The organism is Micromonospora sp. WMMD729 (assembly GCF_049315225.1).
Taxonomy (GTDB): Bacteria; Actinomycetota; Actinomycetes; order Mycobacteriales; family Micromonosporaceae; genus Micromonospora.
Window position 1 is genome coordinate 2,304,441 of record NZ_CP186059.1, and the last position, 26,893, is coordinate 2,331,333.

29 protein-coding genes are annotated in these 26,893 nt (G+C 72.4%); 23 read left to right on the forward strand and 6 right to left on the reverse strand.

Translation table 11 applies throughout. From position 1 onward, the window contains the following. Both ACN263_RS10605 and ACN263_RS10610 read right to left on the reverse strand, forming a co-directional pair. Complete coding sequence (locus ACN263_RS10605; RefSeq protein ID WP_422739628.1) at nucleotides 1–861, reverse strand: amino acid ABC transporter permease; 861 nt, start codon at nucleotides 859–861, stop codon at nucleotides 1–3. After that, nucleotides 858–1,718, reverse strand: a complete 861-nt coding sequence (locus tag ACN263_RS10610; protein ID WP_422739629.1) for an ABC transporter substrate-binding protein — start codon at nucleotides 1,716–1,718, stop codon at nucleotides 858–860. The genes ACN263_RS10605 and ACN263_RS10610 overlap by 4 nt, the downstream gene beginning before the upstream one ends. A gap of 133 nt (nucleotides 1,719–1,851) precedes the next feature. On the opposite strand from ACN263_RS10610, the gene ACN263_RS10615 reads away from it, so the two are divergent. From ACN263_RS10615 to pheT, 9 genes are all read left to right on the forward strand, one after another. Beyond that, nucleotides 1,852–2,115 carry a phosphoribosyl-ATP diphosphatase gene (locus ACN263_RS10615; RefSeq protein ID WP_089016570.1) on the forward strand — a complete coding sequence of 88 codons (264 nt, stop codon included), beginning with the start codon at nucleotides 1,852–1,854 and terminating at the stop codon, nucleotides 2,113–2,115. A gap of 45 nt (nucleotides 2,116–2,160) precedes the next feature. Continuing rightward, nucleotides 2,161–3,006 carry an ATP phosphoribosyltransferase gene (hisG, locus tag ACN263_RS10620; RefSeq protein WP_422739630.1) on the forward strand — a complete coding sequence of 282 codons (846 nt, stop codon included), beginning with the start codon at nucleotides 2,161–2,163 and terminating at the stop codon, nucleotides 3,004–3,006. A 144-nt stretch (nucleotides 3,007–3,150) separates the two neighbouring features. After that, a complete protein-coding gene (locus tag ACN263_RS10625; RefSeq protein WP_422739631.1) occupies nucleotides 3,151–3,624 on the forward strand; it encodes a PH domain-containing protein in 474 nt (157 codons plus the stop codon). Nucleotides 3,625–4,166: 542 nt separating this feature from the next. Then, nucleotides 4,167–4,814: a translation initiation factor IF-3 gene (gene infC / locus ACN263_RS10630; RefSeq protein ID WP_030335715.1), complete on the forward strand. Its 648-nt coding sequence runs from the start codon at nucleotides 4,167–4,169 to the stop codon at nucleotides 4,812–4,814. A gap of 20 nt (nucleotides 4,815–4,834) precedes the next feature. Next, entirely contained in the window at nucleotides 4,835–5,029 is a 195-nt protein-coding gene (gene rpmI / locus ACN263_RS10635; protein ID WP_354973576.1) for a 50S ribosomal protein L35, read from the forward strand. A 32-nt stretch (nucleotides 5,030–5,061) separates the two neighbouring features. Then, nucleotides 5,062–5,454 carry a 50S ribosomal protein L20 gene (rplT, locus tag ACN263_RS10640; protein WP_007458417.1) on the forward strand — a complete coding sequence of 131 codons (393 nt, stop codon included), beginning with the start codon at nucleotides 5,062–5,064 and terminating at the stop codon, nucleotides 5,452–5,454. Nucleotides 5,455–5,537: 83 nt separating this feature from the next. Continuing rightward, a complete protein-coding gene (locus ACN263_RS10645) occupies nucleotides 5,538–6,335 on the forward strand; it encodes a TrmH family RNA methyltransferase (protein WP_422739632.1) in 798 nt (265 codons plus the stop codon). A 217-nt stretch (nucleotides 6,336–6,552) separates the two neighbouring features. After that, the gene (gene pheS / locus ACN263_RS10650) at nucleotides 6,553–7,620 is read left to right on the forward strand and encodes a phenylalanine--tRNA ligase subunit alpha (protein WP_422739633.1); all 1,068 of its coding nucleotides are present in this window, start codon (nucleotides 6,553–6,555) and stop codon (nucleotides 7,618–7,620) included. Nucleotides 7,621–7,661: 41 nt separating this feature from the next. Then, complete coding sequence (gene pheT, locus ACN263_RS10655; protein WP_422739634.1) at nucleotides 7,662–10,211, forward strand: phenylalanine--tRNA ligase subunit beta; 2,550 nt, start codon at nucleotides 7,662–7,664, stop codon at nucleotides 10,209–10,211. 180 nt (nucleotides 10,212–10,391) lie between these two features. Here pheT and ACN263_RS10660 read toward each other — a convergent pair whose 3' ends face one another. Further along, nucleotides 10,392–10,895, reverse strand: coding sequence for a hypothetical protein (locus tag ACN263_RS10660; protein WP_422739635.1), 504 nt, complete (start codon nucleotides 10,893–10,895; stop codon nucleotides 10,392–10,394). 199 nt (nucleotides 10,896–11,094) lie between these two features. Here ACN263_RS10660 and ACN263_RS10665 point away from each other — a divergent pair, with 199 nt between their 5' ends. From ACN263_RS10665 to argH, 9 genes are all read left to right on the forward strand, one after another. Next, nucleotides 11,095–11,928, forward strand: coding sequence for an AfsR/SARP family transcriptional regulator (locus ACN263_RS10665; RefSeq protein WP_422739636.1), 834 nt, complete (start codon nucleotides 11,095–11,097; stop codon nucleotides 11,926–11,928). Between the two features lie 114 nt (nucleotides 11,929–12,042). Beyond that, on the forward strand, nucleotides 12,043–13,302 hold the full coding sequence (locus ACN263_RS10670; RefSeq protein ID WP_422739637.1) for a hypothetical protein: 1,260 nt from the start codon (nucleotides 12,043–12,045) through the stop codon (nucleotides 13,300–13,302). 206 nt (nucleotides 13,303–13,508) lie between these two features. Next, complete coding sequence (gene argC, locus ACN263_RS10675) at nucleotides 13,509–14,510, forward strand: N-acetyl-gamma-glutamyl-phosphate reductase (protein ID WP_422739638.1); 1,002 nt, start codon at nucleotides 13,509–13,511, stop codon at nucleotides 14,508–14,510. Beyond that, entirely contained in the window at nucleotides 14,507–15,679 is a 1,173-nt protein-coding gene (gene argJ, locus ACN263_RS10680; RefSeq protein WP_422739639.1) for a bifunctional glutamate N-acetyltransferase/amino-acid acetyltransferase ArgJ, read from the forward strand. The genes argC and argJ overlap by 4 nt, the downstream gene beginning before the upstream one ends. Nucleotides 15,680–15,709: 30 nt before the next feature. Beyond that, a complete protein-coding gene (argB, locus tag ACN263_RS10685; protein WP_422739640.1) occupies nucleotides 15,710–16,615 on the forward strand; it encodes an acetylglutamate kinase in 906 nt (301 codons plus the stop codon). Next, on the forward strand, nucleotides 16,612–17,853 hold the full coding sequence (locus ACN263_RS10690) for an acetylornithine transaminase (RefSeq protein WP_422739641.1): 1,242 nt from the start codon (nucleotides 16,612–16,614) through the stop codon (nucleotides 17,851–17,853). The genes argB and ACN263_RS10690 overlap by 4 nt, the downstream gene beginning before the upstream one ends. Beyond that, nucleotides 17,850–18,785, forward strand: a complete 936-nt coding sequence (argF, locus tag ACN263_RS10695; protein WP_422739642.1) for an ornithine carbamoyltransferase — start codon at nucleotides 17,850–17,852, stop codon at nucleotides 18,783–18,785. The genes ACN263_RS10690 and argF overlap by 4 nt, the downstream gene beginning before the upstream one ends. Further along, complete coding sequence (locus ACN263_RS10700; protein ID WP_422739643.1) at nucleotides 18,782–19,297, forward strand: arginine repressor; 516 nt, start codon at nucleotides 18,782–18,784, stop codon at nucleotides 19,295–19,297. Before argF ends, ACN263_RS10700 begins: the two co-directional genes overlap by 4 nt. An 82-nt stretch (nucleotides 19,298–19,379) precedes the next feature. After that, entirely contained in the window at nucleotides 19,380–20,843 is a 1,464-nt protein-coding gene (gene argH / locus ACN263_RS10705) for an argininosuccinate lyase (protein WP_422740668.1), read from the forward strand. A 42-nt stretch (nucleotides 20,844–20,885) separates the two neighbouring features. Here argH and ACN263_RS10710 read toward each other — a convergent pair whose 3' ends face one another. Both ACN263_RS10710 and ACN263_RS10715 read right to left on the reverse strand, forming a co-directional pair. Further along, on the reverse strand, nucleotides 20,886–21,239 hold the full coding sequence (locus ACN263_RS10710) for an MmcQ/YjbR family DNA-binding protein (RefSeq protein ID WP_422739644.1): 354 nt from the start codon (nucleotides 21,237–21,239) through the stop codon (nucleotides 20,886–20,888). A gap of 237 nt (nucleotides 21,240–21,476) precedes the next feature. After that, nucleotides 21,477–21,902 (reverse strand): DNA-binding protein, encoded by a 426-nt coding sequence (locus ACN263_RS10715; protein WP_422739645.1) that lies wholly within the window; start codon nucleotides 21,900–21,902, stop codon nucleotides 21,477–21,479. A gap of 76 nt (nucleotides 21,903–21,978) precedes the next feature. Between ACN263_RS10715 and ACN263_RS10720 the strand changes: the two genes are divergently transcribed. The 5 genes from ACN263_RS10720 to ACN263_RS10740 all read left to right on the forward strand — a co-directional run bounded on the left by ACN263_RS10720 (nucleotide 21,979) and on the right by ACN263_RS10740 (nucleotide 26,016). Beyond that, nucleotides 21,979–22,668, forward strand: a complete 690-nt coding sequence (locus ACN263_RS10720) for a DNA-3-methyladenine glycosylase (protein WP_422739646.1) — start codon at nucleotides 21,979–21,981, stop codon at nucleotides 22,666–22,668. Nucleotides 22,669–22,756: 88 nt separating this feature from the next. Next, nucleotides 22,757–23,842 carry a WD40/YVTN/BNR-like repeat-containing protein gene (locus tag ACN263_RS10725; RefSeq protein ID WP_422739647.1) on the forward strand — a complete coding sequence of 362 codons (1,086 nt, stop codon included), beginning with the start codon at nucleotides 22,757–22,759 and terminating at the stop codon, nucleotides 23,840–23,842. Next, entirely contained in the window at nucleotides 23,843–24,118 is a 276-nt protein-coding gene (locus ACN263_RS10730) for a ubiquitin-like small modifier protein 1 (protein ID WP_422739648.1), read from the forward strand. A 123-nt stretch (nucleotides 24,119–24,241) separates the two neighbouring features. After that, the gene (locus ACN263_RS10735) at nucleotides 24,242–25,384 is read left to right on the forward strand and encodes an LLM class flavin-dependent oxidoreductase (RefSeq protein WP_422739649.1); all 1,143 of its coding nucleotides are present in this window, start codon (nucleotides 24,242–24,244) and stop codon (nucleotides 25,382–25,384) included. Continuing rightward, entirely contained in the window at nucleotides 25,381–26,016 is a 636-nt protein-coding gene (locus ACN263_RS10740; protein ID WP_422739650.1) for an FMN reductase, read from the forward strand. The genes ACN263_RS10735 and ACN263_RS10740 overlap by 4 nt, the downstream gene beginning before the upstream one ends. Here ACN263_RS10740 and ACN263_RS10745 read toward each other — a convergent pair. Continuing rightward, nucleotides 26,009–26,866 (reverse strand): universal stress protein, encoded by an 858-nt coding sequence (locus ACN263_RS10745; protein ID WP_422739651.1) that lies wholly within the window; start codon nucleotides 26,864–26,866, stop codon nucleotides 26,009–26,011. The two genes, ACN263_RS10740 and ACN263_RS10745, sit on opposite strands and share 8 nt — an antisense overlap. Between the last annotated feature and the right edge of the window lie 27 nt (nucleotides 26,867–26,893).

The window sequence follows — 26,893 nt, forward strand, 5'->3', positions numbered from 1 at the left end:
TCAGCCTCCCGACTGGCGGCGGGCCGAGCGCAGCGTCACCCAGTCGGTGACCGCGATCAGCGGGATCGCGAGCAGCACGAACAGCACGCCCGCCACGATGTACGGCGTGTAGTTGAACGACTGGGCGGTGGCGATCTGGGCGGCCCGGACCGCGTCGATCGGGCCGGCGAGCGAGACCAGCCCGACGTCCTTCTGCAGGGCCACCACGTCGTTGAGCAGCGGCGGCGCCACCCGGCGGACGGCCTGCGGCAGCACCACGTGGCGCATCGTCTGCCGGTAGGTCAGGCCCAGCGAGCGGGCTGCGGCGAGCTGGCTGGGATGCACCGACTCGATGCCGGCCCGGAACACCTCGGCGAGGTAGCCGCCGTAGGTGAGCACCAACGCGAGCCCGCCCAGCACCAGCACCGACGGCATGCCCTGCAACCGCAGCCCGGGCACACCCAGGGTGAGCAGGTAGAGCACGATGATCAGCGGTAGCCCACGGAAGGTGTAGGTGTACCCGGCGGCCAGCGCGCGGACCGGGAAGAAGACCGGGCCGCGCAGCGTCCGCAGCACGGCGATCACCAGCCCGAGCAGCAGCGCCCCGGCCGCGCAGCAGACCAGCAGCCGTACGTTGAGCCACAGCCCGTCCAGCACGGCCGGCAGCGCGTCGGCGGCGATCCGCGGGTCCAGGAAGGACCGCCGTACCCGGTCCCAACCCGGCGCGCCGGTCACCGCGACCACCAGCAGGGTGCCGAGCGCCGCCGTGGAGGAGGCCGCGACGAGCACGCTGTAGACGGTCTGTCGACGCCGGTACGCCGCCCGCCGCACCTGTGCGGCGGAGGGGGTGTGCGCCGCAGCGTGTGTCCGCTCCCGCGTCACGTCAGCTCGGTCGCGCCCGCCACCTGCGCGAGCCACTTCTGCTCCAACTGCTTCAACGTGCCGGCCTCGCTGAGCTGACCGACCGCGCCGCTCACACAACGGGTCAGCGGCGAGTTCTTGTCCAGCAGCAGCCCGAACATCTCCGGCACGCCCACCTGCGGAACCTGACCGACGATCACCGCGTCGGTGATCTCCGCGCCGGTGATGTAGAAGGCGGTCGGCAGGTCCACCACGAGGCCGTCGATCTGCCCGTTCTGCAGGGCCTTCTTGGCGTCGTCGTTGCTGTTGTAGACCTGCGGCTTCGCCGTCGGCTTGATCACGTCGGTGATCGCCTGGTAGCTGGTCGTACCGACCTGGGCGCCGAGCTTGGCGCCCCGCAGGTCGGCCACGGACTTCTTGCCGGCGATCTTCGACGACTTGAGCGCGATGACGGTCTGCCGCACCAGGTAGTAGGGCGCGGAGAAGTCCACCGCCTGCTTGCGCTCGTCGGTGACCGAGAACTGGTTGATGTCGAAGTCGAAGCTCTTCTCCCCGGGCGCGATCGCGGTGTCGAACTTCACCCGGGTCCAGGTCACGTCACCCCGGGCGTAGCCCAGCTTCTCCGCCACCGCGTACGCGACGGCGGCCTCGAAGCCCTCGCCGTTCTCCGGCTTGTCCTGCCGGAACCACGGCTCGTACGCCGGCTGGTCCGTGGCGATGGTGAGCTTGCCCGGCGTACGGGTCGGCAGGCTGTCCTTGGCGCACGTCGGCGCGGCGGTGACGGTGGGGGTCGGTTCGTCCTGTGGCGCGCACCCGGCGATGGCGCCGACGACGGCGCCGACGAGGAGGAGCGCGAGCAGACGTGAGCGGCTGGCCATGGCGGACAGCGTAAAGGTCCACGCGCATCGATCGAAGATCTTCCCACCGCGACGACAGGGAATTGTCCGCCTGCTGGGTTCGGCCCGACCCGGACGTCGGGCAGCGGCCCGGCGGCTGGAAGAATCCTTCCCCGTGAAGACGTTCGAGGAGTTGTTCGCCGAGCTGCAGGCCAAGGCCGCTGCCGGCACCCCGGGCTCGGGCACGGTCGCCGCTCTGGACAAGGGCGTGCACTTCATCGGCAAGAAGGTCGTCGAGGAGGCGGCCGAGTCGTGGATGGCCGCCGAGCACGAGGGGCCCCAGCGCACCGCCGAGGAGATCTCCCAACTGCTCTACCAGGTCCAGGTGCTGATGCTCGCCAGCGGTCTCGAGCTCAAGGACGTCTACCGACATCTGTGAGTGCGCCCCGTCGTTGATCAGACTCGATCGAAGGAGCACTCCGTCATGCTGCGTGTCGCCATCCCCAACAAGGGCACCCTGGCCGAGCCGGCCGCCCAGATGCTGCGCGAGGCGGGCTACCGCCAGCGCACCGACCCCAAGGACCTCGTCTGCCGGGACGAGGCCAACGACGTCGAATTCTTCTACCTGCGGCCCAAGGACATCGCCACCTACGTCGGCTCCGGTGATCTCGACCTCGGCATCACCGGCCGCGATCTGCTGATCGACTCGGCCGCGCCCGCCGAGGAGGTCGTCGACCTCGCCTTCGGCCGGGCCACCTTCCGGTTCGCCGCCCGCCCCGACGACATCGCCTCCGTGCAGGAGTTGGGTGGGCACCGGATCGCCACCGCGTACCCGGGGCTGGTCGAGCGGCACCTCGACGAGGCGGGCGTCAAGGCCGAGGTGATCCGCCTCGACGGCGCCGTGGAGAACGCCGTACGCCTCGGGGTCGCCGACGTGATCGCGGACGTGGTGGAGACCGGCGCGACGCTGCGTCAGGCGGGCCTCGTGGTGTTCGGCGAGCCGCTGCTGCGCTCGTCGGCGGTGCTGGTACGCCGCGCCGGCGCGCCGGCCCACGCGCAGGCCGAGCAGTTGCTGCGCCGCCTGCACGGCGTGCTGGTGGCCCGCCGTTACGTGATGCTCGCCTACGACGTGCCGGCCGGTCTGCTGGACCGGGCCAGCGGGTTGACCCCCGGCATCGAGTCGCCCACCGTCTCGCCGCTGCACCGCGAGGGTTGGGTGGCCGTGCAGGCCATGGTGCTCCGCGACGACGTGCACCGGATCATGGACGAGCTGTACGACCTGGGCGCCCGCGCCATCCTGGTCACCAACATCCACGCCTGCCGCCTCTGACCGGTCCTTGATCCACACGAGATCGCCGAAATGGGGGTGTCCGCAGGTGTGGGTCACCCCCATTTCGCTGATCTCGTGTGGATCACCCGGGTGCCTCGGCGGGTGGTGCGTCGGTGCGGCGGACGTGAGTGGCAGACTGGACGGGTGAGTGACACCGAACTGGTCCGCCTGAAGCCGCGCCGCATCCGGGTGGTGTGCTGGTCGGCGGCGATCGTGCTGGTGGTGGTGTTCGCCCTGGTCGCCACCTCGCTGACCGGGCCGACCGGCGACGGGTACGGCAGCTTCCAGCGCGGTGACCAGATCGCCATGATCGGCCTGGGTGTCTTCGGCGCGCTGGGTTTCCTGTTGTTCACCCGCCCGCGCATCGAAGCGGACGGGCGGGGCATCCGGGTACGCAACGTCATCAGCTCGTACGAGCTGCCCTGGGAGGTCGTCCGGGGCATTCGGTTCGACCGGGGCGCGCCGTGGGCCAGCCTGGAGCTGCACGATGACGACCTGCTGCCGTTGATCGCGTTGCAGGCCGCCGACAAGGAGCTGGCCGTCGACGGCGTGCGCGCCCTGCGCCGGCTTTTCGAAGCCCACCAGTCCCGCCTCGCCGAACGCGCCGTCGGCAACTAAGCCCCCGCGCCGCCTCGGCCCGCGCCCGCGCCGTCCCGCGTCCGCGCCGCGTCCGCGCCGTCCCGCCCCGTGCCGAAGCAGCAACTTCCCCGAAACTGCTGCCTCCCGGCGCCTGGATGCCGCAACTTCCGGGAAACTGCGCGGATCTTGACGCCCAACGAGGCCCGCCGAGGCCCGCCGAGGCCCGCCGAGCGGCACCGACGCCATCGGCCCAGCCCCAGGTGGTGTCCGGTTTGGGAGTGGGCGGGGTGGCGGTGTAGTGTTGTCGAGTCGACCAGGCTGTCTCCGCGTGCGAGCAGACAGCCTTGAAAGCGGAGCGCCTGCTCCCACCCGAGTCGCCGCCACGGTGGCCGGGTCCGGTCACCGGTTCCGGGCATGTCCCGGTCCCGGATGCGCGATCCTGTGATCGTGCCGACCGGTCGAGCGGGCCCTGGCATGCGCCAGGGCCTTCTGTTTTCCAGGTCGGTTCCCTTCCGGGAGCCGCAGGGGTCGGCACCTGAGCAGAAACGACTCGAGGAGGCCCCATCAGCGTCGAACCACGCGTGAACGAGCAGATCCGGGCACGTGAGGTCCGACTGGTCGGCCCAGAGGGTGAGCAGGTGGGCATCGTCCCGCTGGAGCGCGCCCTGCAGCTGGCCGCGGACGTCGATCTGGACCTGGTCGAGGTTGCGCCGATGGCGCGCCCGCCGGTGTGCAAGCTCATGGACTTCGGCAAGTTCAAGTACGAGAGCGCACTGAAGGCGCGCGAAGCGCGGCGTAACCAGCAGCAGACCGTCATCAAGGAAATGAAGCTCCGGCCGAAGATCGACCCGCACGACTACGAGACCAAGAAGGGTCACGTGGTGCGGTTCCTCAAGGCGGGCGACAAGGTCAAGGTGACGATCATGTTCCGCGGTCGCGAGCAGAGCCGCCCGGAGCTGGGTTACCGGCTCCTGCGTCGGCTCGAGTCCGAGATCACGGATCTGGGATACGTCGAAGCCGCTCCCAAGCAGGACGGCCGAAACATGATCATGGTTCTCGCTCCGCACCGGGCCGTCAAGGCTTCCGCGGTCGCCGCCACGGCGTCCCGCGGTGGCCCTCGGGACCGGGCAGGGGACGAGTCCGCCGCTCCGGCAGCCGATGAGACCGCGGCGGTCGGGGAGACCGCAGCAGCCGGCGACACCGGCACCGCCGCCACCAGCGGCGAGTAACAGGGGAGAAGACGTTCCACATGCCGAAGATGAAGAGCCACACGGGTATGGGCAAGCGGGTCCGGGTGACCGGCAAGGGCAAGATCGTGTCTGAGCAGGCCGGCAAGCGCCACCTGCTGGAGGGCAAGGCGTCCACCCGCACCCGCCGGTTGACCGGCACGGTCGTCGTGGCCAAGGCCGACGTCAAGCGCATCAAGAAGCTGCTCGGCCGCTGACGCGCGCCACCTTTACGTAAGAAGGAGTTGAGATGGCACGCGTCAAGCGGGCTGTGAACGCCCAGAAGAAGCGTCGTACCCTGCTGGAGACCGCGAGTGGTTACCGCGGCCAGCGCTCCCGGCTGTACCGCAAGGCCAAGGAGCAGGTGCTGCACTCGATGCAGTACGCCTACCGGGACCGTCGTGACCGCAAGGGCGACTTCCGGCAGCTGTGGATTCAGCGGATCAACGCGGGCGCCCGGGCGAACGGGATGACCTACAACCGCCTGATCCAGGGCCTGCGTCTGGCCGGCATCGAGGTCGACCGCAAGATCCTGGCCGACATGGCCGTCAACGACGCCGCCTCGTTCGCGGCGATCGTCGAGCTGGCCCGGGCCGCGGTCACGGCCGAGGGCACCGGCGGCGCGGCGGCTCAGGCCGCCTGATCCCCACGCACCAGAACGAGGCGTCTCCCGCGTCGGCACCGCCGTCCGGGGGGCGCCTCGATCGTGCCCGAGGAGCAAACCCCATGGCCTTCACCCCGCGTACCCCCAGGATTGTCGCCGCCCGCCGGCTGCAACGCCGCCGGGACCGCGACGCCGCCGGCCGGTTCCTGGCCGAGGGCCCGCAGGCGGTCCGCGAGGCCCTGGCGCGGCCGGGGGTGGTCACCGAGCTTTTTGGTACGGCGACCGCGCTGGACCGGTATCCGGAGCTGGCCGCCACGGCGGCCCGGGCCGACGTGCCGGTCTCCGAGGTGACCGACGACGCCCTCGCGGCGTTGGCCGAGACGGTCGCCCCGCAGGGGCTGGTCGCCGTCTGCCGGCACCTGGACGTGCCGCTGGAGCAGGCCCTCGCGGCCGCTCCCCGGCTGGTGGCGGTGCTCGCCGAGATCCGTGACCCGGGTAACGCCGGCACCGTGCTGCGCACCGCCGACGCGGCGGGCGCGGGCGCGGTGGTCTTCGCCGGTGACGCGGTCGACCCGTACAACGGCAAGTGTGTCCGCGCCTCGGCCGGCAGCCTGTTCCACGTCGACGTGGTCCGCGCGCCCGACCCGGTCGCGGTGGTCGACGCGCTCCGGGCCGCCGGACTGTCGATCTTCGCCACCACCGGGTACGGCGACGACGACCTGGACGACCTGACCGACTACGGCCGGCTCGTCGGGCCCACCGCCTGGTTGTTCGGCTCGGAGGCGCACGGGCTGCCCGAGACGTTGACCGCCGCCGCCGACGCCCGGGTGCGGGTGCCGCTGTACGGGCGCGCCGAGAGCCTGAACCTGGCTGCCGCCGCGGCCGTCTGCCTGTACGCTTCAGCGAGAGCGCAGCGCTGAGGGTGACCCTCGGCGCCACTGACAGCAGGGGAGAGCGTCCGTCCATGAACGCGCCACGGCGTTCGTTTAGCCAGCCCGCCGGTGTCGGCGGGCGGCGGGCCTGACCTGCTCCCTGCGCAACTCCTACCGGCGGGCTGCGGCACAGCCGCGCGTCCGTAGACTCGCTTCGCCGCCCCGATGACGGGCTGGCGCCGCCGTGAGGGAGTGCCCGTACGCCATGAGCTACCGCAACGATCCGTACGACCCGAAGCAGGTCGCCCTGCTCGACCCGGCCGCCCTGGCCGAGGCCGTCGCCGACGCCACGAAGGCGTTCGAGGCCGCCGCCGACCCGGACGCGCTGACCGCGCTGCGCCCCGCGCACCTCGGTGACCGGTCTCCGGTCTCCCTCGCGCGCCGGGAGATCGGCGCGTTGCCGCCGGCCGCGAAGTCCGACGCCGGCAAGCGGGTCAACGAGGCCCGCCGGGCGATCGAGTCCGCGTACGCCGAGCGCGCCGAGGTGGTGGAGCGCGAGCAGGCCGCGCGGGTGCTCGTCGAGGAGCGGGTGGACGTCACGCTGCCGTACGCCCGGCGTCCACGGGGTGCCCGGCACCCGCTCAGCACGCTGATGGAGTCGATCAGCGACCTGTTCGTGGGGATGGGCTACGAGGTGGCCGAGGGCCCCGAGGTCGACCTGGAGTGGGTCAACTTCGACGCGTTGAACATCCCCGCCGACCACCCGGCGCGCGGTCTGATGGACACCTTCCACATCGCGCCGGAGGGCTCCGGGCTTGTATTGCGAACGCACACCTCGACGGTGCAGACGCGCACCATGCTCAGCCGCAAGCCGCCGATCTACGTGATCGTGCCCGGCCGCGTCTACCGCACCGACGAGATCGACGCCACCCACAGCCCGGTGTTCCACCAGGCCGAGGGCCTGGTCGTCGACAAGGGCATCACGATGGCGCACCTGCGGGGCACCCTCGACCACTTCGCCCGGGCGATGTTCGGCCCCGAGGCGAAGACCCGGTGGCGGCCGCACTACTTCCCGTTCACCGAGCCGTCGGCGGAGTTCGACGTGTGGTTCCCGGAGCACCGCGACGGTCCGCAGTGGGTCGAGTGGGGTGGCTGCGGGATGGTCAACCCCCGGGTGTTGCGCGCCTGCGGGGTCGACCCGGAGGTCTACTCCGGCTTCGCCTTCGGCATGGGCATCGACCGGACCCTGATGGTCCGGCACGGGGTCAGCGACATCCGCCATCTCTTCGAGGGCGACGTGCGGTTCAGCCGGGCGCTCGGGACCGGGGCGTAGGGCGATGCGGGTACGAGACACGGGAACGGTGGTCTGAAGTCATGCGAGTTTCTGTCAGTTGGCTGCGGGAGTACGTCGACCTCCCCGCCGACCTGCCCACCGGCGACCTGGAGCAGGCCCTGGTCGACCTCGGCATCGAGGTCGAGTCCGTGCAGGACCTGCGCGCGAGCGTCACCGGTCAGCTCGTCGTCGGCGAGGTGCGCGAGATCGAGGAGCTCACCGGCTTCAAGAAGCCCATCCGGTTCTGCCGGGTGGACGTGGGCGCCGCCAACGGCACCGGCGAGCCGCAGGAGATCGTCTGCGGGGCGCGCAACTTCGCCGTCGGTGACCGGGTCGTCGTCATCCTGCCCGGCGGCGTGCTGCCCGGCGGGTTCGCGATCGGCGCCCGCAAGACGTACGGGCACAACTCGGCCGGCATGATCTGCTCGGCCAAGGAGTTGGGCCTGGGCGACGACCACTCGGGCATCATCGTGCTGCCGGTGGACACCGCCGCCAAGCCGGGTGACGACGCGCGGCCCGTCGTGGGCCTCGACGACGTCGTGTTCGAGCTGGAGATCACCCCGGACCGTGGGTACGCGCTGAGCCTGCGTGGCCTGGCCCGGGAGCTGTCGCACGCGTTCGACGTGCCGCTGCACGACCCGGGGATGGCACCCGCCCCGGGTGGCACGCCGACCCCGGCGTACCCGGTGGAGGTCCGCGACACGGTCGGCTGCGACCGGTTCACCGCCCGCCTGGTCCGTGGCGTCGACCCGAACGCGCCCACACCGTCCTGGATGGCCCAGCGACTGGTGACCGCCGGCATCCGCAGCATCTCGCTGCCGGTCGACATCACCAACTACGTGATGTTGGAACTGGGCCAGCCGATGCACGCCTTCGACGCCGACCGCATCGCCGGGCCGCTGGTGGTCCGTCGCGCGGAGGCGGGGGAGAAGCTGACCACCCTGGACGGGGTCAGTCGGGTGCTCACCGCCGACGACATGGTGATCTGCGACGACACCGGGCCGATCTCCCTGGCCGCGGTGATGGGCGGCGAGACCAGCGAGGTCGACACCGGAACCACCACCAACGTGCTCTTCGAGGCGGCCCACTGGGACCCGGCCATGGTCGGACGGACCGCGCGCCGGCACAAGCTGTTCAGCGAGGCCGCGAAGCGCTGGGAGCGGGGCGTCGACCCGGCCGTGGCGCTGGTCGCCCTGGAACGGGCCGTGCGACTGCTCACCGAGCACGGCGGCGGCACCCCGGGCGACGAGATCCTGGACATCGACCACGTCCGGCCGCGTACCCCGATCAGCCTGCCGGCGGACCTGCCGACCCGTCGGGTCGGCGTCGAGTACCCGCCGGCGCGGGTGGTCGCCCTGCTGGAGCAGGTCGGCTGCACCGTCGCCCAGGGTGCCGACCGGCTGTCCGAGGACCCGGGCACGGTCGGCGTGGCCAGCGGTGTCGGGACGACGCTGAGCGTCACCCCGCCGACCTGGCGGCCCGACCTGACCGACCCGGCCGACCTGGTCGAGGAGGTCGTCCGCCTCGACGGGTACGACCGGGTGCCGTCGGTGCTGCCGACCGCGCCGCCCGGTAACGGCCTGACCCCGCGTCAGCGCCGCCGCCGGGCCGTGGCCGGATCGCTGGCCGAACGCGGGTACGTGGAGGTGCTCGCGCACCCCTTCGTCTCGCCGGAGTTGGCCGACCAGCTCGGCCTGCCGGCCGACGACCCGCGCCGACCCGCGGTGCGCCTCGCCAACCCGCTGTCCGAGGAGGAGCCGCTGCTGCGTACCACGCTGCTCGGCCCGCTGCTCGGCATCCTCAAGCGCAACCTCGGCCGGGGCCACCGCGACCTCGCCCTCTACGAGATCGGCGCGGTCTTCCACCCGCGCCCCGACGCCGGCAGCCCGCCGGCGATGGGCGTGGACCGCCGGCCCACCGACGAGGAGTTCGCTGCCGCCGACGCGGTCGTGCCGGCCCAGCCGGTGCACGTCGCGGCGGTGCTCGCCGGTGACCTGGACCCGGCCGGCTGGTGGGGCGCGGGTCGCCCGGCCGGCTGGGCGGACGCCATCGAGGCGGCCCGGGACGTGCTGGCCGCGGCCGGCATCCCCGACGAGCGGGTCGAGGTGCGCGCCGCCGAGTACGCGCCGTGGCACCCGGGCCGCTGCGCCGAGCTGCGGGTCGACGACACCGTCGTCGGGTACGCCGGTGAGCTGCACCCGGCGGCGGTGGCGGCGTTGGAGCTGCCCCGCCGTACCTGCGCCATGGAGCTGGACCTGGACGTCCTGCCGCCGGTGCCGGTGACTCCCGCGCCGACGGTGTCCGGGTTCCCGCCGGCGCTGATCGACGTGGCGCTGGTGCTCGACGAGTCGGTCCCGGCCGAGCAGGTGCGTCGGGCGCTGGAGGCGGGCGCTGGCGAGCTGCTGGAGGACGTGCGGCTGTTCGACGTGTACTCCGGCGCGCAGCTCGGCGAGGGTCGCCGGTCGCTGGCGTACAAGCTGACGTTCCGCGCTCCGGACCGGACGCTGACGGTGGAGGAGGCGCTGGCCGCCCGGGACGCGGCGGTCGCCGTCGCGGCCGAGCGTTTCGGCGCGACCCTGCGCGGCGCGTAACCGGAGGTGCCGTCCCCGTCCTGCGGTCTCCCGATCTGCGGTTTCGGGTTCGGCTTCCTGGCCGCGCACCCACGAGCAAGGCCCTGACCTGGCGGTACCCGCCGGGTCAGGGCCTTTTCTCGGGTACGTCGATCGGGTAGGGCGCCCTCGGTGTGTGCTCGGGAACCGTTGGGCCCGAGGTCAGTCGACCCGGAGTGAGTGGGCGATCGCGTCGGCGTCGGCCGGGTCGTCGGCGACCGCGATGACGACCACCCGTTGGTCGGCGATCACTACCACCCGCCGAGCCCGACCGTCCGGCAACACATCCCCGCCCCGGAGCACGGGGTGGCCGGCCGCGTCGTCCTGCTCGGTGGCGATCGCCGCCACCGGATCGCGGGCGAGGTCCCTGGACCGTCGAACCTCCGCGTAGTCGACGCGGGGCGCCGGCGTCAGCGCGCAGCCGGCGACGACGTCGAGATCGACGAGGTACGTGTCCCGGACCGGCGTACCGCACTTGACGGCGTTGCGCGGCCACTGCGCCGGCACCGAGATCCGTACGCCCTCGCTGGAGACCTCCTGTGTGCCGGATGGGTCGCCGCCGGGCGCGGCTTCGCGCCCGCAGGCACCAAGGCCGGCCACCGCCGCGACGGCGACGGCGACGGCGACGATCGGCGGCCTCCTGCGGCCGTTCAGGTCGAGGTTCATGCTCGGCCCTTCCTCGGGTGGCGCGCCAGCAGCACGGACCCGGGCTGGGCCCGAAGGTTGCTGCCCGAACCTGCCCCACCCGCGCGCCGATGAGCCGGCCAGCCACTGACGACATCAGCGACTCACAGGTTACTTCCCGTGATCGACCGTGGAAGAATCGCGACAATCAGCTTTATCGATACACGGGGAGGTAACGTCGATGGCTGATCTCGATGCGGTGCGTCCGTCGCCCGCGGAATCCCATGGTCCGGCACGTTCCACGGCAACCCTTGCGCCGCAGCGGACGACGGTCCGGCTGTTCGGTCGGACAGCGGTGTGGCGCAACGGGGCAGAGGTGCCACTCGGTCCGGCAGGGCAGCGAACGCTCTTCGCCGTGCTGGCTCTGAACGCCGACCGTCCGGTGCCCCGGCAGGAGCTACTCGACGTGCTCTGGTCGGACAGTCAGCCCCGCGAAGCGGTAAACGTCATCCAGACCTACGTCAAGCGGCTGCGGCGTTCCCTGGAGCCGGAGCGCCCGCCGCGCGCCCCGAGCGGCCTCCTGGTCCGCGTGGGCGACGGCTACGCGCTTCGCATCGGTGCCGACGCCGTCGACCTGGGACGGTTCCGCGTCCTGGTGGGTGCCGCCCGTACGGCACGGCGCTACGGCGATCACGAGCGAGTCTGCCTCTTGCTCGAGGAGGCCCTACGGCTCTGGCGCTCACCCCTGCTGGCGGATCTCCCGGCGCTCACCGCGCAGCCACCGGTCCGAGCGATCGAGGGTGAACGCGCGATGGCGGTCTGCTGGTACGCCGAGGCCGCGCTGCGCCAGGGCGCTGCCGACGAGGCGCTCGTCACCGTCGACCAGGCGGCTGCGGTGTCCCCGCTGGACGAGAGCCTGCACGCCTGGCTGATCCGGCTGTGTCTGGCGGTCGGGCGGCGTGCGGAAGGGCTGGCGGCGTACCGACGGATCGAACGCCGCTTGGCCCGCGATCTCGGGGTGGATCCGCGACCGGAGTTGGAGCAGCTGCGGCGGGCGCTGGTCGCAGCGGGGTGAGCCGGTCCAGTTGTCGACCAGTCCGCATCCATCGACGTAGGTGATCCTGGTGTCGCCGTCCTGACTGTCTGGTCGGGACGGTGTCCGATCGCCTCGAAGAAAGGACCTCCGGACATGACGCGTCGTCCGTCAGGACGTTCCTACCTCCTACTGGCCCTGCTGCAGGTGGGTGCCCTCACGCTGGGGGCAACACCCTCGCCTGCCGCGGCCGTCCCGGAGCCGAACGATTCGCGGCACCTGGTCAACCTCGACAGGCTCGGCGCGAGCGATCTGGAACGAGCGCAGGCGCCGCTCGTCGCGCTGGCCGACCAGATCCAGCAGCGGGTCGCGAAGCAGCGGCTCTCGGGCTTCACCGGCGTCGCTGTCGACGTCGCGGCCCGGCAGGTGACGCTCTACTGGAAGGGGGCCCCGCCGGCTGCCTTCATCAAGGGCCTGACCATGGCCGAGGGGGTCCGACTCGGGACCGTCGCGGTGCCGTACTCGCTCGCCGAACTCGACCGTGAGGCACGACGGATAGCCCAGGAGAACCAGTCGACGGTGGCGTCGGTGGGGCCACGCGACGACTTCCGTGGGCTGACGGTCGCCGTGGACCGCGAAGCCGTCAGCGGCTTCCGCGCATCCGCCGACCTTGCCAGCACCATCCCGTTGACGGTCACCACGTCCGCGCGGACCGAGCCGGCGAGCCGGTGGACGGATGTGGTGCCGTACTGGAGTGGCAACGCCATCCAGCGCCCCGTCGGCAGCGGGAACGTGGTCCGCTGCAGCACGGCCTTCGCGGGGAAGACAACCAGCGGTACGGACGTCATGGTGACCTCGTACCACTGCGGGAAGAACACCGAGTGGAAGTCGCCGGGTAACGGATGGATCGTCGGAAACTCCAACGCCGGCCAGGCGTCCATCGACTCCATGCTGATCACGGGCAGCTACTACGAGGGCAACATGTACGTCGGTGACTACCAGTCCAACCAGGGCGTGCCGATCTACGGTGCGGGAAACCCGGCGTTGAACTCGTGGGTCTTCTCCTCGGGTTCGCACTCCGGCGCCTCGGTCGTGCAGGTGCAGGCCGTCAACAAGTACATCAACCTCGAAGGCGTGGGAACCGTGGGTCCGGGTTTCTACACCGTGAACACGGACGGCGTCGCGTCGATCGGGCAGGGCGACAGTGGTGGTCCGATCGCGCAGGCGGTGTCGGTCAGCGGCGGTACCGCGATCTACGGTCGAGGGGTCATCACCGGCGGATCACCGGACACCGCAGGGCCCTGTCAGGGCGTGCAGAGTTCCGGCCGGCAGTGCTGGCGCGAGACGTTCCACGTCAACATCTACGAGGTCATGGCCCGCTGGGGGATCACGATCGGAAGCAGTGGCGGGGTCTGACCGGCTCCGGGAGTGTGGCGAGCTGGGCGGTGGCGCACCGCCCAGCTCCGCCCGCGGGCACACCTGGAGGACCGGGCCGCCCGCTTGGTAGAACTGAGAGTGTCACCGCGCGGTCCGGCCCCTCATTAGCATGCACTGCTCTGCATGAACTTGCACCCGCGAGTCATCCTTGTTAATCTTCGCTGCATAGTCATGCGGAGGTGGGTATGGGGATTCGAGTCGCGGTCGCCGGAGCGAGCGGGTACGCCGGTGGCGAGCTGCTGCGTCTGGTCGCCGGGCACCCGGAGTTCGACCTGGTCGCCGCCACCGCGCACCGCCAGGCCGGGCACCGCGTCGACGTGGTGCATCCGCAGCTCACCGGGCTCGACCTGGTGCTCGGCGAGACCGACCCGTCGACCCTCGCCGACGCCGACCTGGTCTTCCTGGCGCTGCCGCACGGTGAGTCGGCGGCTCTCGCGGCCCAGCTCCCACCCGAGGTGCGCGTCGTCGACCTGGGCGCCGACCACCGGCTCGCCGATCCGTACGCCTGGGCGCAGTACTACGGCGGCACGCACGCCGGCCAGTGGACGTACGGCCTGCCCGAGCTGCCCGGCCAGCGGGAGCTGATCGCCGGCTCCACCCGGGTCGCGAACACGGGCTGCTACGCCGCCGCGATCACCCTGGCTCTCGCGCCGTTGATCGCCGACGGTGCGGCCAGCCCCGCCGACGTGGTGGTGGTCGCCGCCTCGGGAACGTCCGGAGCGGGCCGGGCGACGAAGCCGCACCTGCTGGCCAGCGAGGTGCTGGGCGACCTGTCGCCGTACCGGGTCGGCACCCACCAGCATGTGCCCGAGATCAAGCAGGCCTCCGGTGCCACCGGCCTGTCGTTCACCCCGGTCCTCGCGCCGATGCCACGCGGCATCCTCGCCACGGTCACCGCCGTGCCGGCCCGCGGCGTCGACCCGCAGCAGGTGCTGGCGCAGGCGTACGCCGACGCGCCGTTCGTGCAGGTGCTGCCGGAGGGGCGCTGGCCGCACACGGCCGCCACGCTGGGCTCCAACTCGTGTCACCTGCAGGCGACCGTCGACGTCGACTCCGGTCGGCTGATCGTGCTCAGCGCGCTGGACAACCTGGGCAAGGGCGCCGCCGGCCAGGCCGTGCAGAACGCCAACCTGATGCTCGGCCTGCCGGAGACGACGGGCCTGTCCATCTGGGGAGTCAGTCCGTGAGTGTCACCGCCCCTCGGGGGTTCCGGGCGGCCGGGGTGGCCGCCGGGTTGAAGGCCAGCGGTGGCGCGGACGTCGCGTTGGTGGTCAACGACGGCCCGGACGCCGGTGTCGCCGGTGTCTTCACCACCAACCGGGTCAAGGCCGCGCCGGTGCTCTGGAGCCAGCAGGTCGTGCAGGGCGGCGTGGTCCGCGCCGTGGTGCTCAATTCCGGTGGCGCGAACGCCTGCACCGGCCCGGCCGGTTTCCAGGACACGCACGCCACGGCGGAGCACACCGCCTCGGCGCTGAGCGCGGTCAGCCCGCGGCTGCTCCTCGGGGCCGGCGAGGTGGCGGTCTGCTCCACCGGCCTGATCGGTGCGCGGCTGCCGATGGAGAAGTTGCTGCCGGGTGTCCGTACCGCGATCCGGGAGCTGTCGCGCGACGGCGGCCCGGCCGCCGCCGAGGCCATCATGACGACGGACACCAGGCCGAAGACGACGGTGGCGCGGGGTAGCGGCTGGACCGTGGGTGGGATGGCCAAGGGCGCCGGGATGCTCGCGCCCGGGATGGCCACCATGCTCTGCGTGCTCACCACCGACGCGGTGGCCGGGCCGGCGGCGCTGGACGAGGCGCTGCGCGCGGCCACCCGGGTGACCTTCGACCGGGTCGACTCCGACGGCTGTATGTCCACCAACGACACCGTGCTCCTGCTGTCCAGCGGCGCCAGTGGCATCGAGCCCACCCCCGCCGAGCTGGCCGCCGCTGTCACCTCGGCCTGTCACGACCTGGCGCAGCAGCTCATCGCCGACGCGGAGGGGGCCACCAAGCAGGTCGCCATCGACGTCGTGGGGGCGGCGAGCGAGGACGACGGGGTCGAGGTGGGTCGCTCGGTGGCTCGCAGCAACCTGGTCAAGACGGCGTTGTTCGGCAACGACCCGAACTGGGGTCGGATCCTGGCCGCCGTCGGCACCACGTCCGCCGCGTTCGAGCCGGACGAGGTGGACGTGGCCGTCAACGGGGTGTGGGTGTGCCGGGGCGGGTCCGCCGGCGAGGACCGCTCGAAGGTCGACCTGACCGGGCGGGACGTGACGATCCGGATCGACCTGCACGCGGGCGATGCGACGGCCACGATCTGGACCAACGACCTGTCCCACGCGTACGTGCACGAGAACTCGGCCTACTCAACGTGAGCGCGAGGAACGCAGCGAAAGGCCGGTACTGTGAATCTCACCAGTGATCTCACCAGGGCGCAGGCGAAGGCGGAGACGCTGATCGAGGCGCTGCCCTGGCTGGCGCGTTTCTCCGGCTCCACCGTCGTCGTCAAGTACGGCGGCAACGCCATGACCGAGCCGGAGTTGCAACGGGCGTTCGCGGCCGACATGGTGTTCCTGCGCTACGCCGGCCTGAAGCCGGTCGTGGTGCACGGCGGCGGTCCGCAGATCTCGGCCATGCTGGGTCGGCTCGGCATCGCCAGTGAGTTCCGCGGCGGCCTGCGGGTGACGACCGCCGAGGCGATGGACGTGGTCCGGATGGTGCTCGTCGGACAGGTCGGCCGGGAACTGGTCGGGCTGATCAACTCGCACGGCCCGTACGCCGTCGGCCTCTCCGGCGAGGACGCGCGGCTGTTCACGGCGGTGCGCCGGTCGGCGTACGTGGACGGGGAACCGGTCGACGTCGGCCAGGTCGGCGACGTCGAGTCGGTGGACACCTCGGCGGTGACCGACCTGATCGACGCCGGCCGGATTCCGGTGATCTCGACGGTCGCGCCGGACGCCGACGGGGTCCTGCACAACCTCAACGCGGACACCGCCGCCGCCGCGCTCGCCGTCGCGCTGCGAGCCCGCAAGCTGGTCGTCCTCACCGACGTGGCCGGCCTGTACGCGGACTGGCCGGACACCAGCAGCCTGGTCTCCGAGATCACCGCGGACGACCTGGCCAAGCTGCTGCCGCGCCTGGAGTCGGGGATGGTGCCGAAGATGGAGGCCTGCCTGCGGGCCGTGCGGGGCGGTGTGCCCGCCGCGCACGTCGTCGACGGCCGGGTGGCGCACTCCACGTTGCTCGAGGTGTTCACGTCGGAAGGGTTCGGAACGATGGTGGTGCCGCAGGACGGGACGGTCGGGGCATGAGCAGCCTGGTGCAGCGCTGGACGCAGTCCATGATGGACAACTACGGCACGCCGCCGTTGGCGCTGGTCTCCGGCGCGGGCGCCGTGGTCGTCGACGAGGCGGGCCGCGAGTACGTGGACCTGGTCGGCGGGATCGCGGTGAACTCCCTCGGGCACGCCCATCCGGCGGTGGTGGCCGCCGTGTCGAAGCAGGTGGCCACGCTCGGGCACGTCTCCAACCTCTTCGTGGCCGAGCCGCCGGTGGCTCTCGCGGAGCTGCTGCTGGCGCTCGCCGGCCGACCCGGCCGGGTCTTCTTCGCCAACTCCGGCGCGGAGGCGAACGAGGCCGCCTTCAAGCTGTCCCGGCGCACCGGGCGCAGTCACGTGGTCGCCACCAACGGCGGCTTCCACGGTCGCACCATGGGCGCCCTCGCGCTGACCGGTCAACCGGCCAAGGCGGACCCGTTCCGCCCGCTGCCCGGCGAGGTGACCCACGTCGACTACGGCGACGTGAGCGCCCTTGAGGCGGCGGTCACCGACGCCACCGCGATGGTGATCCTGGAGCCCATCCAGGGTGAGAACGGTGTGGTCGTACCGCCGCCCGGCTACCTGACGGCGGCTCGGCGGATCACCGCCCGGCACGGGGCGTTGCTGGTGCTCGACGAGGTGCAGACCGGCGTCGGCCGGACCGGGCACTGGTTCGCGCACCAGGCCGAGGGCGTGGAACCCGACGTGGTGACCCTGGCCAAGGGCCTGGGCGGCGGGCTGCCGCTGGGCGCGACGCTCGCCTTCGGTCGGGCCGCCGACCTGCTCACCCCCGGTTCGCACGGTACGACCTTCGGCGGCAACCCGGTGAGCTGCGCCGCCGCCCTCGCCGTGGTGGCGACCATCGCCAACGAGGGGCTGCTCGACCACGTCAAGCGGGTCGGCGAACGGCTGCGTCGTGGCATCGAGGCACTGGAGCACCCACTCGTCGCGGGTGTACGCGGGGCCGGGCTGCTGCTCGGCGTGGTGCTCGCCGCGCCGGTGGCGACGGTCCTGGCCGAGGCGTTGCGGGAGGCCGGCTTCCTGACCAATCCGGTGCAGCCGGGCGTACTCCGGCTCGCCCCGCCGTTGATCCTCAGCCCCGAGCAGGTCGACGCGTTCCTGGCCGCGCTTCCGGCGGCCCTCGACGCGGCGGTCCCGGCGGCGGCCGGTGCGAGCGCCCCCGCGACGCCCGTATCCTCCACCCAGCCCACCACGACGAGGACGATCGCATGATCCGGCACTTCCTGCGCGACGACGACCTGACGCCCGCCGAGCAGTCGAGCGTGCTCGACCTGGCGGCCCGGATGAAGGCCGACCGGTTCGGCCACCAGCCGCTGGCCGGCCCCCGCTCGGTGGCGGTGCTCTTCGACAAGCAGAGCCTGCGGACCCGGATCTCGTTCGACGCCGGCATCGCCGAGCTGGGCGGGCATCCGCTGGTGGTGGACACCCAGGTCACCCACTTCGGCCGGGGCGAGACGCTCGCCGACGCGGGCCGGGTGCTGTCCCGCTACGTCGCGGCCATCGTCCTGCGGACCCACGGCGACGACCGGATCGCCGAGGTCGCCAGCGGCGCGACCGTACCGGTGGTCAACGCGCTCACCGACGGCTTCCACCCCTGCCAGTTGCTGGCCGACCTGCTGACCGTCCGGGAGCGGTGCGGCGGCACGACCGGCCGGACGCTGACCTACGTGGGCGACGGCGCGAACAACATGGCGCAGTCGTACCTGCTGGCCGGTGCGATGGCCGGGATGCACGTGCGGATCGCCGGCCCGGCCGGGTTCGCGCCGGACCCGGCGGTGGTGGCGAGGGCCACCGAGATCGCCGCCGGCACCGGCGGGTCGGCACGGGTGCTGACCGACCCGGTGCAGGCGGTCCGGGACGCCGACGTGGTGGCGACCGACGCCTGGACGTCGATGGGTCAGGAGACCGACGGGCTGGACCGGGTCACCCCGTTCCTGCCGTACCAGGTCAACAAGGAACTGCTCGACCACGCCGCACCGGACGCGATCGTGCTGCACTGCCTGCCCGCCCACCGGGGCGAGGAGATCACCGACGAGGTGCTCGACGGTCCGCGGAGCGCGGTGTTCGACCAGGCGGAGAATCGGCTGCACGCCCAGAAGGCGCTGCTCACGTTCCTCCTGACGGTCTCCGGGGAGCGACGATGACCGCTCCGCTGACCCGCGCCGCGCGGCACGCCCGGATCGTCGAGCTGATCCGGGACCGGCCGGTACGCTCGCAGACCGAACTGGCCGACCTGCTCGCCGCCGACGGGGTCGGGGTCACCCAGGCGACCCTGTCGCGTGACCTGGAGGAGTTGGGCGCGGTCAAGGTGCGCGGCGGCGACGGCCCGGCCGTCTACCTGATCCCCGAGGACGGCAAGCGCCCGCTGCGCGACGCCGAGGCCGCGCCGGCCCGGCTGATCCGGCTGCTGCGCGAACTGCTCAACGGGGTGGACGCCAGCGGCAACATCGCCGTGCTGCGGACCCCGCCGGGCGCGGCACAGTACCTGGCCAGCGCGTTGGACCGGGCGGGCCTGCCCGAGGTCGTCGGCACCATCGCCGGCGACGACACCATTCTCGTCGTGGCACGGGAGACCGTCGGCGGTGCCGCGCTCGGTGACAAGCTCGCCGGTTGGGCCCGCCGGGAAGACAGCGTCGAAGGGAACAGCGCACCATGACCGCGCAACTGTGGGGCACGCCGAGCCGGACGGCTGCGGCCCGCGACGCCCGGATGGGTGGCTGACGAGCATGGGTACCACAATGGGCGGCGTGGACGACAAGAGCCTCACCGAGAACAGCGCCGGCACCAACCGGACGAGCCTGTGGGGTGGCCGGTTCGCCGGCGGCCCCGCCGAGGCGCTCGCCCGACTGTCGGTGAGCGTGCAGTTCGACTGGCGCCTCGCCCCGTACGACATCGCGGGTTCCCGGGCGCACGCCCGGGTCCTGGCCGGCGCCGGCCTGCTCGACCCGGAGGAGCTGGGTCGCATCCTGGCGGCCCTGGACGACCTGGAGGCGGCCTGCGCGTCGGGGACGTTCCGGCCCACCGTCGACGACGAGGACGTGCACACCGCGCTGGAGCGCGGCCTGCTGGAGCGCCTCGGCAGCCTCGGCGGCAAGCTGCGCGCCGGCCGGTCCCGCAACGACCAGGTCGCCACCGACCTGCGGCTCTACCTGCGGGATCACGCCCGCGGGGTGGCCAGCCGGGTCGTCGAGCTGGCCGAGGCGCTCGTCGAGCAGGCCGAGCGGCACGTCGACACCGCCGCGCCCGGCATGACCCACCTCCAGCACGCCCAGCCGGTCACCTTCGGCCACTGGCTGCTGGCGCACGTGCAGCCGCTGCTGCGCGACCTGGAGCGGCTGCGCGACTGGGACAATCGGACGGCGATCAGCCCGCTCGGCGCGGGCGCGCTCGCCGGGTCCGGGTTGCCGCTGGACCCGGTGGCCGTCGCCAAGGAGCTGGGTTTCCGGACGTCGTTCGCCAACTCGATGGACGCGGTCGCCGACCGGGACTTCGTGGCCGAGTTTCTCTTCACCACCGCGCTGATCGGGGTGCACCTGTCCCGCCTCGGCGAGGAGGTGGTGCTCTGGACGTCGCACGAGTTCGGCTGGGTGGAGCTGGACGACGCGTTCGCCACCGGCTCGTCGATCATGCCGCAGAAGAAGAACGCGGACATCGCCGAGCTGGCCCGGGGCAAGTCCGGTCGGCTGGTCGGCGGCCTGATGACGGTGCTGACCATGCTCAAGGGTCTGCCCATGACGTACGACCGGGACATGCAGGAGGACAAGGAGCCCGCGTTCGACGCCGTCGACACGCTGGAGCTGCTGCTGCCCGCCCTGGCCGGGATGATCTCCACGATGACCGTCCGGGTGGACCGGCTCGTCGCGGCCGCACCGGTGGGCTTCTCGCTCGCCACCGAGGTCGCCGACTGGCTGGTCCGGCGCAACGTGCCGTTCCGGGACGCGCACGAGATCACCGGCCGGCTCGTGGCGCTCTGCGCGGCCCGCGAGTGCGAGCTGGAGGACGTCTCGGACGCCGACCTGGCCGCCGTCAGCGAACACCTCGACCCGTCCGTGCGGGACGTGCTCTCGGTGCGCTCGGCGCTCGCGGCCCGGACCACCCCCGGCTCGACCGGCCCCGGCCCGGTCGCCGACCAGCTCGCCGCCGCGGCGGACCGGCTGGCCGGCTGGCGGGAGTGGGCCACCGAGCGGGTCGTACCCCGCTGAGGTCACCGTGGCGTCGGCGCGGGCCGTCGGCGCCACGGTGGTTCAGGCCGTCGGGCGCTCCCGCTTCGGGAGCTTGGCCACCACCATGTCGTACGACGAGTCGACCGCCTCGGTCAGCTCGTCGAGGTCGATCCCGCCGTCCAGGCGCAGCGTGTTCCAGCCGGACCGGCCGATGTACGGCATCGGTCGCGCGTCGCCGGGGTGGCGGTGCAGCCACTCGTCGGCGATCTCGCGGTTCGCGCCGCACTTGACGCCGACCGTGGGCTCGGAGTCGGCGTTGCCGAGGAACGCGAAGATCCGGCTGCCCACCTTCACCACCTCGTCGTCCTCCCACGGCCGGTCCAACCACGCCCCCGGCTTGGCCAGGCAGTACGACAACATCTCCCCACGCTCCACAAAAACCTCCCTCATCGCGCCCCCGCGCCCCCGCCCTCTTCCGCGCCGATCTTGCAGTTTCTGTTGTCGAGTTGCGGTGCAACGTCCCTTATGTCGCCACAGTAAGTGCAAGATCGGCGCCCCGAGGCCGCCCGTACGCGCCGATCATGGAGTTGTGGTGCCTCGCGTAGGGGTTGTCACTCCTCATGCCGGCCACCACGAGTTCATGATCGACGCGTGGCGGGCGGGCGCGAGGGATCAGGTGGTCTGGTCGGTGGAGCGGGCGGCTAGGCGTTCGTAGCGTTGGCGGGCGGCCTGCGCGCTGCCCAGCCCCAGCCCGTACGCGATGGACTGCCAGGTCAGTCCCCGATCGCGGGCGAGGGTGAGCAGTCCGGCCTCCAGGGCGTCCAGTTCGGCGCGTACGTGGGGGAGCAGCGTCAGCGCGGCGGTGAGGTCGCCCGCGTCGACCGGCTCCTCGGCGGGTTCCCGCTCGGCGCCGCCGGCGGCGAGGGCGGTGACCAGGGCGACGGCCTCCCACGGGTCCAGCACGTACGGGTGGGCCCAGCGTCCCCGCCGCGCGTCGGAGCCGGCGTGCCGCTCGCTGATCCGTTGCAGCGCCTCGTAGGTGCGGTGGGCGCGGGCCCGACCCGGGTCGGGCGCCGTGAAGAGGTCCGGGGTCGTCATGTCCCGAGCACACCCCATCAACGACATGTTGTCAACAGAATGTTGAAAGTCCGACGGGGTAGGTACCGTTCGGTGCATGGACCTCGTGCCGGACGATCGCACCGCCGACGCCGACGCCGACGCCGACGCCGACGCCGACGCCGACGCCGACGCCGACGCCGACCTCCCGGAGCTGGCGGACCTGCTCGCCGGCCCGCTGCTGCCGGCCGCCTGCGGCCTGCTCGGCTGCCGTCTGACCGCCGGAGGCGTCACCGTTCGGATCACCGAGGTCGAGGCGTACGCGGGCACGGCCGGCGATCCCGCCTCGCACGCCCACCGGGGCCGCACGCCCCGCAACGAGGTGATGTTCGGTCCCGCCGGGCACGCCTACGTCTACTTCACCTACGGGATGCACTGGTGCATGAACGTGGTCACCGGTGACGAGGGGGAGGCCGCGGCCGTGCTGCTGCGCGCCGGCGCGGTGGTCGACGGGCTGGAGACGGCACGGCAGCGCCGGCCGGCGGTGCGGCGCGACGTGGACCTCGCCCGTGGGCCGGCCCGGCTCTGCGCCACGCTCGGCATCGACCGCGCGACGTACGGCGCGTACCTGCTCGCCGATGGTGCGGTCCGGTTGCGGCCGCCAACCGAGTCGGTGCCGCCGGAGACCGTGGTGGCGGGGCCCCGGGTCGGTGTGACGGGCGCGCATGACCTGCCCTGGCGGTTCTGGCTCGACGGTGATCCCACCGTCAGCGCGTACCGGCGGCACGTACCCCGCGTCCGGCGGTGAGGGCGGCGCGCGGCGGGTGACCGCGACCTTGTCGGTGGTTGTGGCCATAATCACCCCACCTGCCCCACCGACGGTTCGGAGGACGTCCATGGCAACGCTGCTCGCGATCGGCACGGCGAAGGGGCTGTTCCTTGCCACCAGCGCCGACGACCGGCGCACCTGGGAAGTCAGCGGCCCCCACCATCCGAGGACAAGCGTCTACTCTGTCGCCCTCGACACCCGGCGGGCGACCCCACGGCTGCTCGCCGGGCTGACCAGCTCCCACTTCGGTCCCACCGTCGCGACCAGCGACGATCTCGGCGCCTCCTGGGACGAGCCCGACCACGCGCCGGTCGCCTTTCCGGCCGACACCGGCGCGTCCCTGGGGCGGGTCTGGCAGCTCACGCCGGCCGGCCCGGGCGAGCCGGACGTCGTCTGGGCCGGCACCGAGCCGTCGGCGCTGTTCCGCTCGACCGACGGTGGCCGCACCTTCGAGCTGGTCCGCGCGCTCTGGGATCACCCGCACCGCCCGCACTGGCAGGCCGGATTCGGTGGCCAGGCCGTGCACACCGTGCTGCCGCACCCGCGTGACCCGGCCCGGCTGCTGGTCGCCATGTCCACCGGCGGGGTCTACCGCTCGGAGGACGCCGGGGCGAGCTGGACCCCGGGCAATGTCGGCATCCGCGCCGCCGGCCTGGCCGACGAGTGGCCGGAGTTCGGCCAGTGCGTGCACAAGGTCGCCCGGGACGCCGGCAACCCCGAGCGGCTCTACGCGCAGAACCACTTCGGCGTCTACCGCTCGGACGACGACGGCCGCACCTGGTCGTCGATCGCCGACGGGCTGCCCAGCGACTTCGGCTTCCCGATGGTGTCGCATCCCGGGCGTCCCGGCATGGTGTGGACGTTCCCGCTGGTCGCCGACGTCGAGCGGTACCCCACGGACCACCGCTGCCGGGTGTACCGGTCGGCCGACGCGGGAGGCAAGTGGGAGCCGCTGTCGGTGGGTCTGCCCGAGGGCCCGTTCTACCCGGCGGTGCTGCGCGACGCGATGTGCGCCGACGACGCCACCCCCGGCGGGGTCTACCTCGGCACCCGCTCCGGCGAGGTCTACGCCAGCGCGGACGAGGGCGACTCCTGGTCGCTGGTAGCCGCGCACCTGCCCGACGTGCTCTGCGTCCGGGCGGCGGTGGTCTGAGTGGTCACTGTGCTGCTGCCCGGCCCGCTGCGCGGCGAGGCCGGCGGCGCGAGCCGGCTGAGCGTCGACGCGGCGGGCACGCTGGGGGCGGTCCTCGACGAGTTGGCCGCCGGTCATCCACGCCTGGCCCGACGGATCCGCGACGAGCGCGGGGAGCTGCGCCGCTACGTCAACGTGTACGTCGACGGGGAGGACTGCCGGCACTCCGGAGGGCTGGCCACGCCGGTCGGCGACGGCGCCCAGGTGCAGGTGCTGCCGTCGGTGGCCGGGGGGTGATTCCCGGACGTGACCGGCGTCACCGCAGGCCATGCCCCCGATGGAATAGTTGACTCGTCAAATAAGTTGTGAGCTGCGTCCGGGTACCACCACGGCACCCGGTTGACACGCGAGGAGCTGGTCATGCAGTTCGGAGTCTTCACCGTCGGTGACGTCACGGTCGATCCGACCACCGGTCGGGAGCCGACCGAGCATGAGCGGATCAAGGCGATGGTCGCCATCGCACTGAAGGCCGAAGAGGTCGGGCTCGACGTCTTCGCCGCCGGTGAGCACCACAACCCGCCGTTCGTCCCGTCGTCACCGACCACCATGCTCGGTCACGTCGCGGCCCGCACCGAGCGGCTGCTGCTGTCCACCGCGACCACGCTGATCACCACCAACGACCCGGTGAAGATCGCCGAGGACTACGCGATGCTCCAGCACCTGTCCGACGGTCGGGTGGACCTGATGATGGGCCGCGGCAACACCGGCCCGGTGTACCCGTGGTTCGGCAAGGACATCCGCGCCGGCATCCCCCTGGCCATCGAGAACTACGACCTGCTGCACCGGTTGTGGCGTGAGGACGTGGTCGACTGGAAGGGCCGCTACCGTACGCCGTTGCAGTCCTTCACCTCGACGCCGCGTCCGCTCGACGGCGTGCCGCCGTTCGTCTGGCACGGCTCGATCCGCAGCCCCGAGATCGCCGAGCAGGCCGCGTACTACGGCGACGGCTTCTTCGCCAACCACATCTTCTGGCCCAAGGAGCACACCCAGCGGATGGTCGGCCTCTACCGCGAGCGGTATGCCCACTACGGCCACGGCTCCGCCGACCAGGCCATCGTCGGCCTCGGCGGCCAGGTGTTCATGCGGCGCAACTCGCAGGACGCCGTCAAGGAGTTCCGGCCGTACTTCGACAACGCACCGGTCTACGGGCACGGGCCGTCGCTGGAGGAGTTCACCCGGGAGACCCCGCTGACCGTGGGCAGCCCGCAGCAGGTCATCGACCGCACGCTCGGCTTCCGCGAGTACGTCGGCGACTACCAGCGGCAGCTCTTCCTGATCGACCACGCCGGCCTGCCGCTCAAGACCGTGCTGGAGCAGCTCGACCTGCTCGGCGAGGAGGTCGTGCCGGTGCTGCGCAAGGAGTTCGCGGCCCTGCGTCCGGTGCACGTCCCGGAGGCGCCCACCCACGCCTCGCTGGTCGCCGCCGCCGGTGGTGCGAAGGACAGCACCGTGCACGCCGTCGACGACGTGACGGGCAAGGCGCCGGAGGGGGCGACCCGATGACCCGCCGCACGCTGGCCGTGGTGTCGGCGGGGCTGAGCCAGCCCTCGTCCACCCGGCTGCTCGCCGACCAGCTCGCCGGGGCGACCCGCGACGAGCTGGTCCGGCGGGGCCACGACGCGGAGCTGCGCGCGATCGACCTGCGCGAGTACGCCCACGACGTGGTCAACAACATGCTCACCGGGTTCCCGCCGGCCGCACTGCGCGAGGCCATCGACACGGTGACCGGGGCGGACGGCATCATCGCCGTCACCCCGATCTTCAGCGCCTCGTACAACGGGCTGTTCAAGTCGTTCTTCGACGTCCTCGACGCGGGTTCGCTGGTCGACCGGCCGGTGCTCATCGCTGCCACCGGTGGCACGGCCCGGCACTCCCTCGCGCTGGAACACGCGATCCGCCCGATGTTCAGCTACCTGCGGGCGGTGGTGGTTCCCACCGCGGTGTTCGCCGCGCCGGAGGACTGGTCCGACGGCACCGCGGACGGCGCGTTGCGCGGTCGGATCCGGCGGGCAGCCGGGGAACTGGCCGACCAGGTCGAACGCCGGCCGCCCAGCAGTGGCCCGGCGGACCCGTTCGCCCTCACCACCGACTTCCTGCAGATGCTCGACCGAGGTGGCGACACCCCGGTCAACTGACCGGGTGGGCCACCAGCACCGGGCAGTGCGCGTGGTGGACGGCGGCCTGACTGACCGAGCCGAGCAGCAGCCCGGCGAATCCGGCCCGACCCCGGGTGCCGACGACCAGCAGCGACGCCGCGCCGCTGGCCTCGACGAGCCCCTGGGCTGGGCTGGCCGCCCGGACCGGGTGCTCCCGCACCACCAGGTCGGGATGCTCGGCCCGGACGACGGCGGACGCGTCGGCGAGCAACCGCACCGCCTCGGCCTGCTCGGCGGCCTGCTCCTCCTCGATCTCGTCCGGCACCGGCCGGTCACCGCCGGCCGGGCCGACATGCGCCAGCACCAACGGGACGTCGCGTAACGTCGCTTCGACCGCCGCGTGACCGACGGCGAGCTGCGACGGCTCGGAGCCGTCCACGCCGACCACGACCGGCCCGTCCACGTCGATCGGCCGCCCCTCGGGACGGACCACCAGCACCGGGCAGTGCGCGTGCGCGGCGACCTGCGCGCCCACCGAGCCGAGCAGCAGGCCGGTGAAGCCACCCAGCCCCCGGCTGCCCACCACGACCAGTTCCGCCCGGCGGGACTCCTCGACCATCGTCGCGCCGGGCCCACCGGCGACCAGGCGTACCTCGACGGCGAGGCCGGGGAACCGCTCGGTGAGGTCGGTCGCCACCCCCTGCGCCATCTTCTGCGCCTCCTCGGACGGCGCCGGCATCATCAGGTCGTACGGGTTGAGGGGCGCGTGCAGGTAGCCGTGCACCACCAGCAGCGACCGGGACCGCAGCTGGGCGGCGCGGGCCGCGTGCTCCGCGGCGACGAGACTGGACGGCGAACCGTCCACGCCCACCACGACAGGTCGGTTCATCAGCTCTCCCTGGGTCGGTCGACCCAT